Genomic DNA, 14,099 nt, shown 5'->3' with positions numbered 1-14,099 from the left:
GTGGAAAATTGGTTTTACCAATTGACAAAAAATCAACATCAACAGTAGTGAGCCACTCCAAGCGTGTCAAACAGTGATAACGCTTAAAAGCGCTATACTTTAGTTTAAATACGCTAGAAGTGAATATTGTCAGCGTTAAATCTTGCCCTGCAGGCGCTTGAGATAGACTTCCAAAGCTTTTAATATTGGTCTTACCAATTGCGGACGCTAATCGACATGAGCTATTACATATGAGCTATCCACCGCTCCGCCAACAGCGCTTGGCCGATGTTATCACTGAGCGCTTAGAAGCCATGATGCTGGAAGGCAGCCTAAAGCCAGGCCAGCGCTTACCCCCTGAACGTGAGTTAGCCGAACGGTTTGGCGTCTCACGCCCCTCCTTACGGGAAGCCATACAGAAATTAGCCGCACGAGGCTTACTGACCAGCCGCCAAGGCGGCGGCACCTTTGTTAACGATGACCTTAGCAATGGCTATACCGACCCACTGTTGGAAATGCTTTCCCGTCACGGCGAATTTAACCTGGATCTACTTGAATTTCGCGATGCCATGGAAGGCATATCCGCCTATTACGCTGCGCTGCGCTCAACACCCGCGGATAAAGCCGTCTTGCTCCAACGCTTTGAGGAGCTCGACGGCGGCTTTGCCGGCGCGGACCCTATCCAGGAAGCTAAACTAGATGCGGCCTTTCACCTAGCGATTGCCGAAGCCGCCCATAATGTTCTGCTGCTGCATACTATTCGCGGCATTTTTCACCTGCTGGAGAAGAGCATTGTGAATAGCTTGGCACATTTGTTTGCCAAGGAAGGTTCGCGTAGCCAGTTAATGCAACAACATCGCGCCCTGCTCGATGCCATCCTTGAGGGGCGTGCAGAAGATGCCCGCGCCCGTGCCCATGAGCACCTCGTGTTTGTTGAAGAAGGGCTGCTTGAGATGGCGAAGGCTGAGACTCGGGCCCAGCGTGCTCTTCGTCGTGCCCAAGGCAACAGTAAAACGTTAGCATGAATGGCAAAATACCCGCCCCCTTGCCACTACGGTGGCGGCGCCTATGGCTCCTGGTCATTCCGCTTGGTTTGTTATTATCTATGTGGCAGGCCGCGCAACTAGCGCGCGAACAAGCGCTTTCCAATTTGCAGGACGATGCTGGAAATGAGCTTCGCCTTTCTGTCGCCAACTTAAACGGCTATTTGCTGCGCTACGACTACTTGCCACAAATGCTGGCCACCCGAGAAGGAGTTCAGCGCTTTTTGGCCTCACCCGATAGCCAAGACTCCATGCCGCTGAATATGTTGCTTGACCGTTTTCGCTTCACGGCAGGGGTGTCGGATGTCTATTTACTTAACCGTGACGCCGACACGATCGCGGCTAGCAACTGGCATCGCCCCAATACGTTTATTGGTCAAAATTACGCTTACCGCTCTTACTACACCGATGCGATTGCGGGCGGACAGGGACGCTTTTATGGATTAGGTGTTCAATCACTTGAGCGTGGCTACTACTTTTCATCGCCGGTATGGCTAGACGATACCTCTCCGGACTCGAAGCCAGACGGTGTGTTAGTGGTTAAAGTGTTACTGGATGACGTTGAAGATAGTTGGGCAGAGCAAGATGCCGAACTACTTGTCACTGACAGCGACAACATTATTTTTATGGCCAGTCACCCTGAGCTGCGCATGAATGCGCTCTACCCGCTCACCGATGAGCAGCGCCAAAGCCTGAGGGCAACACGCCGCTATGCCATGGAACCACTGGCGAATTCGGGCATTGAAGTCGATGCACCTTACCGGCAGGGCAGTCAGTTGGTCAGTTTCTCCCAGGGCCCGCTAAGCAACGGCGACTACCTGAGCTTGACCCGGCATATCCCTGAGTTTGGCTGGCAAATGCATATCTTAAAACCGTTAACCCCTGTGATTAGCGCCCAGTGGATCGCCGCACTGATGGCGGGAGGCCTTTACGGCGTGATTGCACTCGGCGCGGGCATTGGCTGGCAACGCCTGAGGCTGCGCCGTGAACGTGAGGCGTTTGCCGAGCGCGAGCGCAACACATTAGCCCGCGTTCGTGATGAATTAGAGGTCAGCGTGGAACGACGTACCCGTGACCTAGTGGCCAGCAACCAACGCCTTTCTGATGAAATTGAAGAGCGCCACCGCGCTGAAGCCAACCTGCGTCAAACCCAAGACGAACTTATTCAAGCGGCCAAACTGGCGGTTTTGGGGCAACTCGCTGCGGGCATCAACCATGAACTCAATCAACCACTGGCGGCTATTCGCGCTTACGCAGAAAATGCCCGCCGCTTTATGGCATTGTCACGCCACGAAAAAGCAGATGCTAACCTGGAACAAATTGTCGAGTTGACCCAACGCATGGCGGATATCAGCGCGCAACTGCGTCAGTTTTCGCGTAGAAGCAGCGAGCGCCAGGAGACTATTTCAGTACAAGCCTGTATCGACTACGCTTTACGCCTTTTTCAAAGCCGCTTGCGTGAAGGCAACATCACTATTATTCAGGAGTGGCCCGATGAAACGCTATGGGTAAAGGGCGACCTGGTACGATTGGAGCAGGTGCTCGTTAATTTAATCGGCAATGCGCTCCAGGCTATGAAAACCGTGCCAGAACCGCAGTTGACTCTAGGCGCCCATACTCATCGGCAGCAGGTGATAATTAGCGTTAGTGATAACGGCCCCGGCATCCCTGAGGAACACTTAGGCAACATTTTTGAACCCTTTTTTACCACCAAAGCGCCGGGGAGCGGTTTAGGCCTGGGGCTCTCGATCTCGTCACGTATCATGGACGATTTAGGCGGCAAGCTGCAGGTTGCTAATCAGCCCGATGGAGGCGCCAGCTTCACCATTACCCTGCCCCACTCACCGTTAATCCACACCCAGGAGAGCCCCTCTTATGCATGAGCCGTCGATACTGCCGGTCATGGTGATCGACGACGAACCGCATCTGCGGATCACCGCCAGCCAAACCCTCGAACTTGCAGGCTATACGCCCTACTGCTTTGAATCAGCAGAACAAGCTCTGGCGGCGTTGACGCCTGACTTTCCGGGGGTGATTGTCAGCGATATCCGCATGCCGGGGATGGATGGCATGGCGCTGCTCCATGAGCTACACAGCCGCGATGCCACCCTGCCGATCATCCTCATTACCGGCCACGGCGATATCTCAACCGCGGTAGAAGCCATGCGCGCTGGGGCCTGGGACTTTCTTGAGAAACCGTTTGCCGGAGATCAACTGCTGGATGTGGTGCGCCGGGGCATAGAAAAGCGCCAGCTCAGCCTAGAAAATCATCGCCTAAAAGCTGAACTAGAGGTGCAACAAGCCGCGCTGGGGCCACGCCTGGTCGGTCGCACGCCGATCATTTCACGACTGGCCGCGATGATTCAGCGCATTAGTCAGGTCGAAGCGGATGTACTGCTGTTTGGTGAGACAGGTACCGGTAAAGACCTAGTGGCCCGTGCGATTCATGAGCGCAGCGGGCGGCGTAACAGCCCCTTTATGGCGATTAACTGCGGCGCGGTGCCCGAAAACACGATCGAGTCCGAGCTATTCGGCCACGAAAAGGGCGCCTTCACGGGTGCTGTAGAGCGGCGCATCGGTAAATTCGAACACGCTAATGGCGGCACGGTGTTTTTGGATGAGATTGAATCAATGCCCCTAGCGCTGCAAGTCAAACTGCTGCGGGTGCTGCAAGAACGTAGCGTCGAGCGGCTAGGCGCTAATGAAACCGTTCCACTCGATATCCGTGTGATTGCCGCTACCAAGGTGGATCTCAAAACCGCTTCCGAAGAAGGCACTTTTCGCGAAGACCTTTACTACCGACTGAATGTGGTCACCCTGCCGTTGCCCGCCCTGCGTGAAAGGCGTGAGGACATTCCCTTACTGTTCCAACACTTCGCCGTGGTGGCTGCCAACCGCAGCGGGCTGGAAGCACCAACCCTTGATAGCCCCGACATTGCCGCCCTGCTGGCCCATGACTGGCCCGGCAACGTGCGCGAGCTACGTAACCTTGCCGAGCGCTACGTACTGCTGGGCGCGGCCTTTGACTATCGTTTGGATGCGCTGCTGGAAGGGGTCAACGCCGATACCGAGGAGCCCACTTTGCCGCGCCAGGTAGAGCTATTTGAAAAGAGCCTGATTAGCCAATCGCTGTCGCGCTACCACGGCCGGGTAACCGACGTATGCCGCCACTTGGGCATTCCGCGCAAAACGTTTTACGACAAGCTTAAAAAGCACGGCCTCAATGCCGATGACTACCGCCATAGCAGCGAGCCTTGATGGATCAGTTCACCCAATACTGACCAGGGCGGCACCCAAGGTACCAGCGTTAGCGTGGCAATCAGCATGAGTAGATTGGATATCGGCCGACGGCTGTCGCCTAGCTTCAGCGCCGTACCAAACGAACGCTTTAGCCGCGCGCCTTCGAGGTCAACGCTGTATATCTCATCTAAACTCAGGTGGATCAAAAACCCTCCCAAGGTGGCAGCACCGTGAGACCAGGCCAGCCATGCTGGCTGGCCAAGTAAATTAAAACTTAACGCGGCAGTGACGAGGCTGCATAGCCCGCCCGCTAGTAATGAATGCCAAATACCGCGGTGTACGGTGAGACGCGAAAAGAGAATGCCTGCCAAGTAACGCACACAGAAGTAGATTCCACCGCAGGCAACCAGTAACGCACCGGGCGTCAGCCATGGCTGTAATAACAGTGCGCCCAGCACCAGGGCGGGCACGGAAAGCAGGTTAAATATCAAACGGATAGAGTGAGAACGATCAGCATCGATATCCGGCAGAATACCGCCGAACGTGACGAGCGCAATCATCACCACTGTCTGGGAAGGCGGCCACCATTGGCCTTTCCAGCCGGCGTAAGCGACCAGCATGCCGCCCGCCGCTGCCAGCGTAATATGCGTGCGAAAATTAGCCATAGCGCGGCATCCTAGAACCTGCAAACAGAAGACTGTATAAATTAACAGATTTATGACATTCGCGACACGGCTAATTTAGAAAAAAGGTTGGCTGAGCAACTGCTTAGAGAAAGGGCACCACCACTAAGCTTCTGCCAAACAGCGGTCTTTCAATTTAACGTAGTTACCTGCAGTATAAGGAAAGAATGCGTGCTCCTTATCTTTCAACGGACGCAGCGCTTTGGCCGGATTACCAGCATACACATAGCCACTTTCCAACTGTTTGCCCGGCGTTACCACCGCACCCGCGGCAATAATCACCTCGTCCTCAACAACCGCGCCATCCATCACGATCGCCCCCATACCGATAAGAATCCGACTCCCCAGGGTGCAGCCATGCAGAATCGCTTTATGGCCAATAGTGACATCGTCGCCAATGGTGAGCGGAAAACCGTCCGGGCTGAAGTCACTGGCGTGGGTAATATGTAGCACGCTACCATCCTGCACGCTGGTGCGCGCGCCAATTCGAATACGGTGCATATCGCCACGGATAACCGTCATCGGCCAGACAGAACAATCATCGCCCAGCACCACATCACCGATGACCACACTGGCCGGATCAATATAAACGCGCTCGCCCAATTGGGGCTCCATGCCTTGATAGCGCCTTAGTGCACTGCTCATAACTCACTCCTGAGATTTTGATAGTCGATTTAGCGTTAACCATCTCACTATAGCAATCCGGCCAGTAAGACAATAAAGGTCAATGGTATCGACACCCAGCGGATGGTATTGCGCCACGCTAGGTAGCCACGCTCCCCTACGCCCAGGGCGCGCTCCACTCTGTCACGGGGCATGATCCAGGCGGCAAAAATCGCGATCAACAGGCCGCCCATGGGTAGGAATACATCCGGCGGTATACTGCTGACCAGCTCGAACACATTACGCCCAAACAGTGGGCGAAACTCCGCCAAGGATGAAAAAGAGAAGGCGGACAACAGCCCGATCAGCCAGACGCTGAGCGCCACGATCGCCGTCGAGACACTGCGACGCAACCCCAAGCCCTGCAGCGTGGCGACCATCGGCTCCGCTAGGTTAATCGCCGATGTCCAGGTGGCCAGTAGCAGCAATAAAAAGAACACGCTTAACCACACAGAGCCCCACGGCAGCTCAGCGAACGCAATCGGCAGGGTGACAAACATTAACCCTGGGCCGTCGGTGGGATCCATTCCCTGGGCGAATACCACCGAGAAAATGGCGATCCCCGCCAGCAACGCCACGCTAATATCGAGTACCGCAACCGCAACGGCGGCTTTGGGCAGGCTTTGCTCTTCCGGCATATAAGCGCCATAGGCCATCAACGCACAGGCCCCCACCGCCAGAGTAAAGAACGCATGCCCCATAGCATGCACCACTACCGAAGGCGTCAGCGCCTCAAAAGAGGGCAGAAAAAGCCACGCCAGCGCCGTGCCAAAACCATCGGTAGTGGCGGCATAGCCTGCTAATAGCAGCAACAATAGATACAGCAGCGGCATCAGCAGATTATTGAGCCGCTCTAGCCCATTGGCAACCCCCGCCGCGACAACGGTCATAGTCATAAACAGAAACAGCGAGTGATTGAAGATCAGCAGGCCAGTGTTGGCTAAAAAGGCATCAAAGCCAGCGCCAATCTCAGCGGCACTCGCGCCATTAAAGCTGCCGTTCACAGAGGCCACCAAAAACTCAATCGACCAGCCCGACACCACCGAGTAGAACGATAAGATGCAGAATACGGTGAATGCCCCGAACAATCCCAGCCAACGCCAGTGGGGCGATGCACCCGCCTCGGCCGCCAGGGCTGCCAAGGCTTGCATCGGCCCCCGCCGACCGGCGCGGCCGATCAGTATTTCGGCCATCATCACCGGGATGCCCAGCAGCAGCACAAATGCCACGTAAATCAGCAAAAAGGCCGCACCGCCGTTCTCCCCCGCTACGTAAGGGAAGCGCCAGATATTGCCTAATCCCACCGCAGCACCCGTTACCGCCAAGATAAAGGCCCGCTTCGACCCCCAGCGCTCCAGCGTCTCGCTCATCACATGCTCCTGCCAATGGTGGCATTAAAAGCCGGCAAGACTAGCAGGCGCTTGCATGCAGGCCAAATCTTACCATTGAAACAGCGCCCTAGTGCCCACACTGTGTCATTATTATTGCGTGTTTTTCGCTCCCCCAACGTGTTTTAAAAATGATGCCAATCGAGGTACCCATGTCCACCAATCCGCTGCTTGAAACGCACGAGCTACCCCCTTTTGCTGAGATTCGCGCCGAGCATGTGGAGCCCGCCGTGGACATGCTGCTAAACAAAAGCCGTGAGGCCATTGATCGTCTCGCCGAACAAGCCGCCGCTACCCCGCCCAGCTGGGACAATTTTGCGGCCCCCCTTGAAGCGGTGAATGACCGGCTCACCAAGGTGTGGTCCCCTGTCTCTCACCTCAATGGCACCATGAACACGCCGGAAATGCGCGAAGCGTACCAGGCGTGCCTTGAGAAGCTCTCCGACTTCAGCACCTGGGTAAGCCAACATGAAGGCTTGTTCCACGGCTGGCAAACCCTGCAAGATGGCCCGGCCTGGGAAAGCCTGGATGCCGCCCAGCGGCGTACCGTGGAGAACACCCTGCGCGATTTCCGTCTAGCCGGTGTTGACCTCCCCGCCGATAAGAAAACCCGCTACGGCGAGATTCAGTCGCGGCTCTCCATGCTGTCCAACCAGTTCTCCAACAACGTGCTGGATGCCACCCAGGCGTGGCACAAGGATATCGATAGCCAAGAAGCCTTAGCGGGGGTGCCGGAAAGTGCGCTCGATACGTTAAAAGCTAACGGCGAGGCCAAAGGCATCGCGGGTTACCGAATTACCCTGGATTTCCCCAGTTTCTTCCCGGTGGTTAACTACGCCGACAGCCGTGAGCTACGCCGCGAGGTGTATACCGCCTTCGTTACCCGTGCCTCCGATCAAGGCCCCGACGCGGGCAAATTCGACAACGCTGCGATCATGGAAGAGATTTTGGCGTTACGCAGCGAAGTTGCCCAACTGCTGGACTTTACTACCTACGCTGATTATTCACTCGCCACTAAGATGGCAGATTCTCCCGAACAGGTACTCGACTTCCTCAGCGACCTAGCCCGCCGTGCGCTGCCCCAAGCCAAGCAAGAGTTTGCCGAACTCAGCACCTACGCCCGTGACGAACTCGGCCTGGATGCATTAGAGCCATGGGATGTGGCTTATGCCAGTGAAAAGCTGCGCGAAGCGCGCCATGCAATCTCTCAAGAACAGCTGCGCCCCTATTTCCCCGCGCCGCGTGTGGTCGATGGCTTATTTCAGGTCGTTGAACGCCTTTACGGCGTGCGCTTTGAAGAAGATGCCGAAGCGCCCCGCTACCACGCCGACGTGCGCTATTTCCGCATCACTGAAAACGGACAACCGATTGCCGGTTTTTATCTCGACCTCTACGCCCGAGAAGGTAAACGGGGCGGGGCCTGGATGGCCGATTGCCGAGTACGCCGCCAAACGGATCAGGGCCTTCAGTTACCGGTCGCTTTTCTTACCTGCAACTTTACAGCTCCGGTAGGTGGCCGACCGGCACTGTTCACCCACGATGAAGTCACTACCCTGTTTCATGAGTTTGGCCATGGCCTTCACCATATGTTGACCAAACAACATATTGCTGACATTTCCGGCATTAACGGCGTTGCCTGGGATGCGGTCGAGTTACCCAGCCAGTTTATGGAGAACTACTGCTGGGAGCGCGAAGGGCTAGACCTACTCGCCAAACACGTTGATAGCGGTGAAGCGCTGCCTGCGGAGCTCCTTGAGCACCTGCAAGCGGCCAAGAATTTCCAGTCCGCCATGGGTATGATGCGCCAAATTGAGTTCTCGCTGTTTGATCTACGCTTACACCATGAGCTTAGCGCCCCTAGCGCCAGCGACGTACAAGCGCTGCTGGATGAGGTGCGCGCAGCAGTCTCTGTGCTGCCGAAAGTACCGTTCAACCGCTTCCAGAATAGCTTTGGTCACGTGTTTGCGGGTGGCTACGCGGCCGGTTACTACAGCTACAAGTGGGCGGAAGTGCTCTCCGCCGATGCCTGGAGCGCCTTTGAAGAAGCCGGTATCTTTGATTCCGAAACGGGCCTGCGTTTTCGTCGCGAAATTCTCGAGCAAGGCGGGGCCCGTGATGCGGCCGACCTGTTTGTCGCCTTTCGTGGCCGTGAGCCCAGCGTCGAACCGCTGCTGCGCCACTGCGGCATCCGCGCCGCCTAGTACTCTTTTAAGTACTCTTTTAAGTACTCTTTTAAGTACTTTTTTAAGTACTCTTCCGACAGTACACGTTTAAAAATACTGTTTCATGCGCGGCACCTTAGCCGCGCATGAAACGCCTAGGAGCCCACTATGTCGACTATTAAGCGCTTTATCGCTGGCGTTACCTGCCCACGCTGTGCGGCGATGGATCGTATCCGCGCTTGGGAGCAAAACGGGATTCGCTATCGCGAGTGCGTCAGCTGTGATTTCTTTGAGCAGCTACCCATCGAGGAAGACGCACTCACCGAAATGACCACCCGCGTTAACCAGGCCCGCGATGATCAAAAGCAGGATGTGCAACCTGTACGCATTCTAGATCCCGGCAAGCCCTCGCGTTAATCCCTCCCTATCCGCTAAGTCACGCGAGCGTGTGCGGTTTTCCGCACACTAAAAATAGCCATCGTGCGAAGACTCGGACACTTCAGTGCTTATGGCATGCCACCAAAGTTGAATATAAAATCTATAAGCCAATGATTTTAAAACTATAGCCTTTAAATGGCACAACTATCGCTGTTATATACAGGCATACCGGCTTAACGCAGTATCGACTGGCGGTATTAATAGAGACCGTCAGACTATAACCCCAATAACCGCTAGGAATTTTCGCCATGCGCAAACATATGCCTAAAACGTTCACGCTCCTCGCCAGTAGCGCCCTGCTTGTCGCAGCTGCCAGCAGTGCCCAGGCCCAAGAAGACCGTTCCGGGTGGCCCGATAACTTCACTGTTGGCACCGCTAGCCAGGGCGGTACCTACTTCGTTTACGGTTCAGGCTGGGCGAACTTTATTGCTGAAGAACTCGGCATTTCCGGTGGCGGCGAAGTTACTGGCGGACCCAATCAAAACCTCGCTTTAGTACACACCGGCGAAATTGCTCTTGGCCTGACCACTATGGGCCCAGCTGCAGAAGCACTGGCTGGTGAAAGCCCGCTAGCCCCCGGCGTACCCATGGATAACGTTTGTGCTCTGTTCCCGATGTACGAGACGCCATTCTCCATCACAACACTTGCAGACAGCGGTATCGATTCGATTTCCGACATCCCAGATGGTGCCAGCATTGGCTTTGGTCCGGCAGCATCTACCTCCGATACGTATTTTCCCGCCATTCTTGAAGAGCTTGGCGTCGATTTCGAGCGTCGGAACGGTGGGTGGAGTGACCTAGGCGGACAGCTGCAGGATGGCCTTCTCGACGTTGTCGCCTTCGCAGCGGGCATACCGATTCCGGCTGTTAGCCAGTTGGAAGTACAAACCGACGTCAACATCATCGAATTCACTGAAGAAGAGCAGCAGAAAGTTCTTGATGCCTTCCCAGTATCGCCATTCGTGATTCCGGCCAGCACTTATCAGACTCTGGAAGAGGATGCTCGCGCAGTTTCCATGTGGAACTTCACCATTGCCGGCTGTGACCTTCCTGAAGATTTCGTCTACGAGATCACTAAACTGAGCATGGAGAACAATGATAGGTTACGCGAAATTCACCGCAGTGCTGAATTCAGCATTCCTGAAAATATCAAGTACAACACTGTACTTCCCTTCCACCCCGGCGCTGCACGCTGGTACGAAGAGAACGGCTATGAAATTGCTGATGATATGATCAACTAAGCAACCTTCACCGTTCTAACTGCCCCGCTTCCGACTCTGTCGGGCGGGGCAGCTTTCGCTGCTGCTACCCCTTTGTCTGCTTTTGCTGTGAGGGTGAACTCTAATGAGTCACAAAACCGACCAAGAACCCAATGATCTCAAAGATGATGCTCACGTGGCGTCTGTGATACCCGAGTCCATTGCCGATGGTGTCGATGAAGACCTTGTTGAACCCAATCGCCGCCTGTTTACGGGTTGGCAGTTCCTGCTATTTGCGGCATTAGCGATCGCTTACTCAAGTTTCCATCTGATCTCACTCAACGTGTATCCGATGGAAACCTGGTCGTTTCGTATCGTGCATATTGCCGGCGCGCTTATTCTCGGTTACGGGCTGTTTGCCGGTGCCCGCTTTGCCGACGATGATCACCAAACATCAGGCGCCTGGATTAAGTGGGTGAGCTACGCGCTACTGATTCCCGCCGCCTACACATTGGCGCAAGTCCTTTTTATGTATCAAACACTCAGCGGCGGTGCCATGCGTATCGACCCGAGCGTCGAAAATTGGCACTACGGCTATCCGCTGATGGCGACCACCGCGGGGGCGATTGTGCTGTCCTGGTTCTATCGTCAGGCGCGGCACCGTTTCAACCCTGCCGATTTGGTACTAATGATCTGTGCACTGGCCAGCGCTGGCTATTTGCTGGTGGCTTATAATACCAATATCCGCATGACGACAGGCACCTCCTTCGCCCCCCCAGGTCTTTCCTGGGCGGCTATTGCAGGCTCGTTACTGATCCTGGAGCTTACCCGACGGGTAGCGGGTTTAGCCTTGGTAGTGATCTCCGCGATCTTTTTGACCTACGTTTTTGCCGGCCCTTATTTGCCGGGCTTTTTGGGCTATCCGGGGCTGTCGCTCCAGCGCTTCTTTAGCCAGGTGTATACCGATGCCGGCATTCTCGGCCCCACCACCGCGGTGTCGTCGACCTATATTATTCTGTTCATTATTTTTGCTGCTTTCCTACAGGCCTCTAAAGTCGGCGATTACTTCGTTAACTTTGCCTTTGCCGCCGCCGGCCGTGCCCGTGGCGGCCCCGCCAAGGTGGCTATTTTTGCCTCTGGCTTGATGGGTATGATTAACGGCACCTCGGCAGGTAACGTGGTTTCCACCGGCTCATTGACCATTCCGTTAATGAAGAAAGTCGGCTACCCCGCACGTAGCGCGGGCGCCATTGAGGCAGCCGCCTCTACGGGTGGGCAAATCATGCCGCCGATTATGGGCGCGGGTGCGTTCATCATGGCCGAAGTGACCGGCATTCCGTACACTGAAATTGCCCTTGCCGCGGTTATTCCGGCGATCCTGTATTTTGCTTCTATCTACTTTATGGTCGACTTCGAAGCTGCCCGTAAAGGCATGCGAGGCATGCGCAAAGATGAGATCCCGCTGTTCTCTAAGCTGGTCAAACAGGTCTATCTGTTCGCGCCGATTATTATCCTGATTGTCGCGCTATTTATGGGCTACTCAGTGATTCGCGCCGGTACCTTGGCCACTGCATCAGCCGCCGTAGTTAGCTGGCTGTCACCCAATAAAATGGGATTTCGTGCGATTCTTAAAGCGCTGCAGATAGCGGGCACCATGTCGATTCAGATTATCGCCGTGTGTGCCTGTGCGGGCTTAATCGTCGGGGTTATCTCGCTGACCGGTGTAGGCGCGCGCTTCTCATCGTTACTGCTTGGCTTAGCGGGCGTTAGCCAATTACTGGCACTCGTGTTCGCCATGCTGATTAGTATTCTGCTCGGCATGGGCATGCCTACCACCGCCGCATATGCGGTGGCTGCTTCTGTGGTCGCGCCAGGCTTGATCAATATCGGCATTGAGCCGCTAATTGCTCACTTCTTCGTGTTCTACTTTGCGGTCGTCTCGGCGATTACCCCGCCCGTTGCCTTGGCTTCCTATGCAGCCGCCGGTATCTCTGGCGACAACCCCATGGGCACCTCGGTGGCCTCGTTCAAGATTGGTTTGGCCGCCTTTATCGTGCCGTTTATGTTCTTCTACAGCCCGGCCATGCTAATGGAAGGCTCACCAATGCAGATTTTACGCGTTGGATTAACCGCGACGCTGGGCATTGTCTTGCTCTCTGGTATGGTGCAGGCGTGGTTCTTTGGGCCGGTTAACGTCTTACAGCGCGTGCTGATGCTGGTGGGAGCGATGTTCTTGATCTACGGCGGTATCTACACCGACGTTATTGGCCTTGCGATTGGTATCGTGCTGTTCGTGATGCAGCGCAAGCTACATGGCGGTGGTAACAAAACGGCGCAAGCGGGCTGATTGATGTAAGCCGCTAATCGCCAAGCCTAAAAAACCCCGCTCAACAATCGTTGAGCGGGGTTTTTAGTGAGTGCGAGGTAGCTAAATAAACTGACTCAGTTAATCGGTCAGATTATCAACGATCTTCAGCACCGGCGCCGCTTGATTAAGCGTGTAGAAGTGCAGGCCTGGCGCGCCGCCCTCCAGCAATCGCTGGCACAGCCGGCTGACCACATCGGTACCAAAAGCGGCAATCGCTTCGCTGTCGTCGCCATAGGACTCCAACTGCTTACGAATCCAGCGCGGGATCTCGGCGCCACAGGCGTCAGAAAAACGCGCCAGCTTGGTGTAGTTGGTAATCGGCATGATGCCAGGAATAATCGGCTGTTCGACGCCTAGCGCGCGGGCTTTATCGACGAAGTTAAAATAGGCGTCGGCGGTAAAGAAGTACTGGGTAATCGCCATATTGGCCCCCGCCTTCATTTTACGCACAAAGTTTTCCACATCCTTATCAAGGTTGGCCGCCTGTGGATGCGATTCCGGGTAAGCCGCTACGGCAATATCAAAGTGGTCGCCGGTTTCTTCACGGATAAACTCAACCAGTTCGTTGGCATAACGTAGCTCACCAATACTTCCCATACCTGAGGGCATGTCACCACGTAGCGCGACCAAGCTATCTACGCCCTCCTCGCGGTACTGCGCCAGCAGGTCACGCAATTGGGCTTTTTCACTGCCGATGCAGGAAAGGTGCGGGGCAGTCGTAATACCGCTCTCGCTAACCTCTCGCACCACCTGACGAGTACGCGCCTGGGTAGACCCGCCAGCACCGTAAGTCACCGAGAAAAAACGTGGTTTCCGGGCGGCCAGTTCATCGCGAACGCGGATCAGCTTGTCGCGCCCAGCATCGGTATTGGGCGGGAAGAACTCAAAGCTGATACCTAGCGGATGCTCATGGCTGCTCATGGGATTTCCTTTTTA

General features: G+C 55.3%; 11 protein-coding genes. 7 read left to right on the top strand and 4 right to left on the bottom strand.

Annotated elements, in window-relative coordinates; all coding sequences use genetic code 11:
* Positions 1 to 230 precede the first annotated feature (230 nt).
* Genes ACQE2I_RS00340 through ACQE2I_RS00330 form a run of 3 tightly spaced genes read left to right on the top strand, consistent with a single transcriptional unit; the run spans position 231 to position 4,280 of the window.
* Positions 231 to 1,004 (top strand): GntR family transcriptional regulator, encoded by a 774-nt coding sequence (locus ACQE2I_RS00340; RefSeq protein WP_427029539.1) that lies wholly within the window; start codon positions 231 to 233, stop codon positions 1,002 to 1,004.
* Positions 1,001 to 2,905: a sensor histidine kinase gene (locus ACQE2I_RS00335; protein ID WP_427029538.1), complete on the top strand. Its 1,905-nt coding sequence runs from the start codon at positions 1,001 to 1,003 to the stop codon at positions 2,903 to 2,905. The genes ACQE2I_RS00340 and ACQE2I_RS00335 overlap by 4 nt, the downstream gene beginning before the upstream one ends.
* Entirely contained in the window at positions 2,898 to 4,280 is a 1,383-nt protein-coding gene (locus tag ACQE2I_RS00330) for a sigma-54-dependent transcriptional regulator (RefSeq protein ID WP_427029537.1), read from the top strand. Before ACQE2I_RS00335 ends, ACQE2I_RS00330 begins: the two co-directional genes overlap by 8 nt.
* Here the strand turns inward: ACQE2I_RS00330 and ACQE2I_RS00325 are convergent.
* From ACQE2I_RS00325 to ACQE2I_RS00315, 3 genes are all read right to left on the bottom strand, one after another.
* Positions 4,256 to 4,927: a metal-dependent hydrolase gene (locus tag ACQE2I_RS00325; protein ID WP_427029536.1), complete on the bottom strand. Its 672-nt coding sequence runs from the start codon at positions 4,925 to 4,927 to the stop codon at positions 4,256 to 4,258. The two genes, ACQE2I_RS00330 and ACQE2I_RS00325, sit on opposite strands and share 25 nt — an antisense overlap.
* 123 nt (positions 4,928 to 5,050) lie before the next feature.
* A complete protein-coding gene (locus ACQE2I_RS00320; protein WP_427029535.1) occupies positions 5,051 to 5,590 on the bottom strand; it encodes a gamma carbonic anhydrase family protein in 540 nt (179 codons plus the stop codon).
* Between the two features lie 47 nt (positions 5,591 to 5,637).
* The gene (locus ACQE2I_RS00315) at positions 5,638 to 6,978 is read right to left on the bottom strand and encodes a sodium-dependent transporter (protein WP_427029534.1); all 1,341 of its coding nucleotides are present in this window, start codon (positions 6,976 to 6,978) and stop codon (positions 5,638 to 5,640) included.
* 170 nt (positions 6,979 to 7,148) lie between these two features.
* Between ACQE2I_RS00315 and prlC the strand changes: the two genes are divergently transcribed.
* The 4 genes from prlC (at position 7,149) to ACQE2I_RS00295 (ending at position 13,142) form a co-directional block, all read left to right on the top strand.
* Complete coding sequence (gene prlC / locus ACQE2I_RS00310; RefSeq protein WP_427029532.1) at positions 7,149 to 9,197, top strand: oligopeptidase A; 2,049 nt, start codon at positions 7,149 to 7,151, stop codon at positions 9,195 to 9,197.
* A 129-nt stretch (positions 9,198 to 9,326) separates the two neighbouring features.
* Positions 9,327 to 9,575 carry a YheV family putative zinc ribbon protein gene (locus ACQE2I_RS00305; protein WP_427029531.1) on the top strand — a complete coding sequence of 83 codons (249 nt, stop codon included), beginning with the start codon at positions 9,327 to 9,329 and terminating at the stop codon, positions 9,573 to 9,575.
* Positions 9,576 to 9,844: 269 nt separating this feature from the next.
* On the top strand, positions 9,845 to 10,837 hold the full coding sequence (locus ACQE2I_RS00300) for a TAXI family TRAP transporter solute-binding subunit (protein ID WP_427029530.1): 993 nt from the start codon (positions 9,845 to 9,847) through the stop codon (positions 10,835 to 10,837).
* A 103-nt stretch (positions 10,838 to 10,940) separates the two neighbouring features.
* Positions 10,941 to 13,142, top strand: a complete 2,202-nt coding sequence (locus ACQE2I_RS00295; RefSeq protein WP_427029528.1) for a TRAP transporter permease — start codon at positions 10,941 to 10,943, stop codon at positions 13,140 to 13,142.
* Positions 13,143 to 13,241: 99 nt separating this feature from the next.
* Here the strand turns inward: ACQE2I_RS00295 and metF are convergent, their stop codons facing one another.
* A complete protein-coding gene (gene metF, locus ACQE2I_RS00290) occupies positions 13,242 to 14,084 on the bottom strand; it encodes a methylenetetrahydrofolate reductase [NAD(P)H] (RefSeq protein WP_427029527.1) in 843 nt (280 codons plus the stop codon).
* Positions 14,085 to 14,099 lie beyond the last annotated feature (15 nt).

Source organism: Halomonas sp. H2, assembly GCF_050215315.1.
Lineage (GTDB): Bacteria > Pseudomonadota > Gammaproteobacteria > Pseudomonadales > Halomonadaceae > Vreelandella.
This window is presented reverse-complemented; position numbering and strand designations above follow the sequence as displayed.

What these genes read in the sequence shown, in the direction of transcription:
- ACQE2I_RS00340 (WP_427029539.1), top strand. Translation starts at nt 231, where the DNA reads ATGAGCTATCCACCGCTCCGCCAACAGCGCTTGGCCGATGTTATCACT.
- ACQE2I_RS00335 (WP_427029538.1), top strand. Translation starts at nt 1,001, where the DNA reads ATGAATGGCAAAATACCCGCCCCCTTGCCACTACGGTGGCGGCGCCTA.
- ACQE2I_RS00330 (WP_427029537.1), top strand. Translation starts at nt 2,898, where the DNA reads ATGCATGAGCCGTCGATACTGCCGGTCATGGTGATCGACGACGAACCG.
- ACQE2I_RS00325 (WP_427029536.1), bottom strand. Translation starts at nt 4,927, where the DNA reads ATGGCTAATTTTCGCACGCATATTACGCTGGCAGCGGCGGGCGGCATG.
- ACQE2I_RS00320 (WP_427029535.1), bottom strand. Translation starts at nt 5,590, where the DNA reads ATGAGCAGTGCACTAAGGCGCTATCAAGGCATGGAGCCCCAATTGGGC.
- ACQE2I_RS00315 (WP_427029534.1), bottom strand. Translation starts at nt 6,978, where the DNA reads ATGAGCGAGACGCTGGAGCGCTGGGGGTCGAAGCGGGCCTTTATCTTG.
- prlC (WP_427029532.1), top strand. Translation starts at nt 7,149, where the DNA reads ATGTCCACCAATCCGCTGCTTGAAACGCACGAGCTACCCCCTTTTGCT.
- ACQE2I_RS00305 (WP_427029531.1), top strand. Translation starts at nt 9,327, where the DNA reads ATGTCGACTATTAAGCGCTTTATCGCTGGCGTTACCTGCCCACGCTGT.
- ACQE2I_RS00300 (WP_427029530.1), top strand. Translation starts at nt 9,845, where the DNA reads ATGCGCAAACATATGCCTAAAACGTTCACGCTCCTCGCCAGTAGCGCC.
- ACQE2I_RS00295 (WP_427029528.1), top strand. Translation starts at nt 10,941, where the DNA reads ATGAGTCACAAAACCGACCAAGAACCCAATGATCTCAAAGATGATGCT.
- metF (WP_427029527.1), bottom strand. Translation starts at nt 14,084, where the DNA reads ATGAGCAGCCATGAGCATCCGCTAGGTATCAGCTTTGAGTTCTTCCCG.